Annotated in this window: 1 protein-coding gene; it reads right to left on the bottom strand. The window is 67.3% G+C overall.

Annotated elements, in window-relative coordinates; genetic code table 11:
* Window positions 1-449, bottom strand: a 449-nt coding sequence (locus J0695_RS42575; RefSeq protein WP_242553826.1) for a S8 family serine peptidase, incomplete at both ends; no start/stop codon positions are given.

Below are 449 nucleotides of genomic sequence, written 5' to 3'. Positions count from 1 at the left end.
TTGACGATGTCCGTGTAGAGGGTGCCGTCGCCGCCCCAGGAGTTGTTGCCGATGTTCGGGGCGAGGTCCGGGCGCGGGTTCTGCCCGTTGTGGTCGGTCGGCGCGAGGATCCACTGACCGGCGGCGAGCAGATCCTCGTCGGGGCACTCGCCCTTCGTACCCCCGCAGGCCTTGGCGGCCATCCACTTCGCGTTCGGCGCGCACGGCATCGGTGTCGCGCCGACCATCGTGCCCATGGTGTGGGTACCGTGGCCGTTGTCGTCGCACGGCGTGCTGCTGGTGGCGCAGATGCCCATCGTGTCGTAGAAGTTGTAGTCGTTGGTGAAGGTGCCGTCGCCGTTGTTGCCGCGGTACTGCTTCACCAGGTCCGGGTGGTCGTACTGCACGTCCGAACCGACGCCGCCGATGACGATTCGCTCGCCGCGGTCCTCGTACTTGTCCCAGACCTG

It is taken from the genome of Streptomyces beijiangensis (assembly GCF_017315755.1).
GTDB classification, from domain to species: Bacteria; Actinomycetota; Actinomycetes; order Streptomycetales; family Streptomycetaceae; genus Streptomyces; species Streptomyces beijiangensis.
The sequence above is the reverse complement of the archived record's forward strand: the minus strand, read 5'-3'. Positions and strand labels throughout refer to the sequence as shown.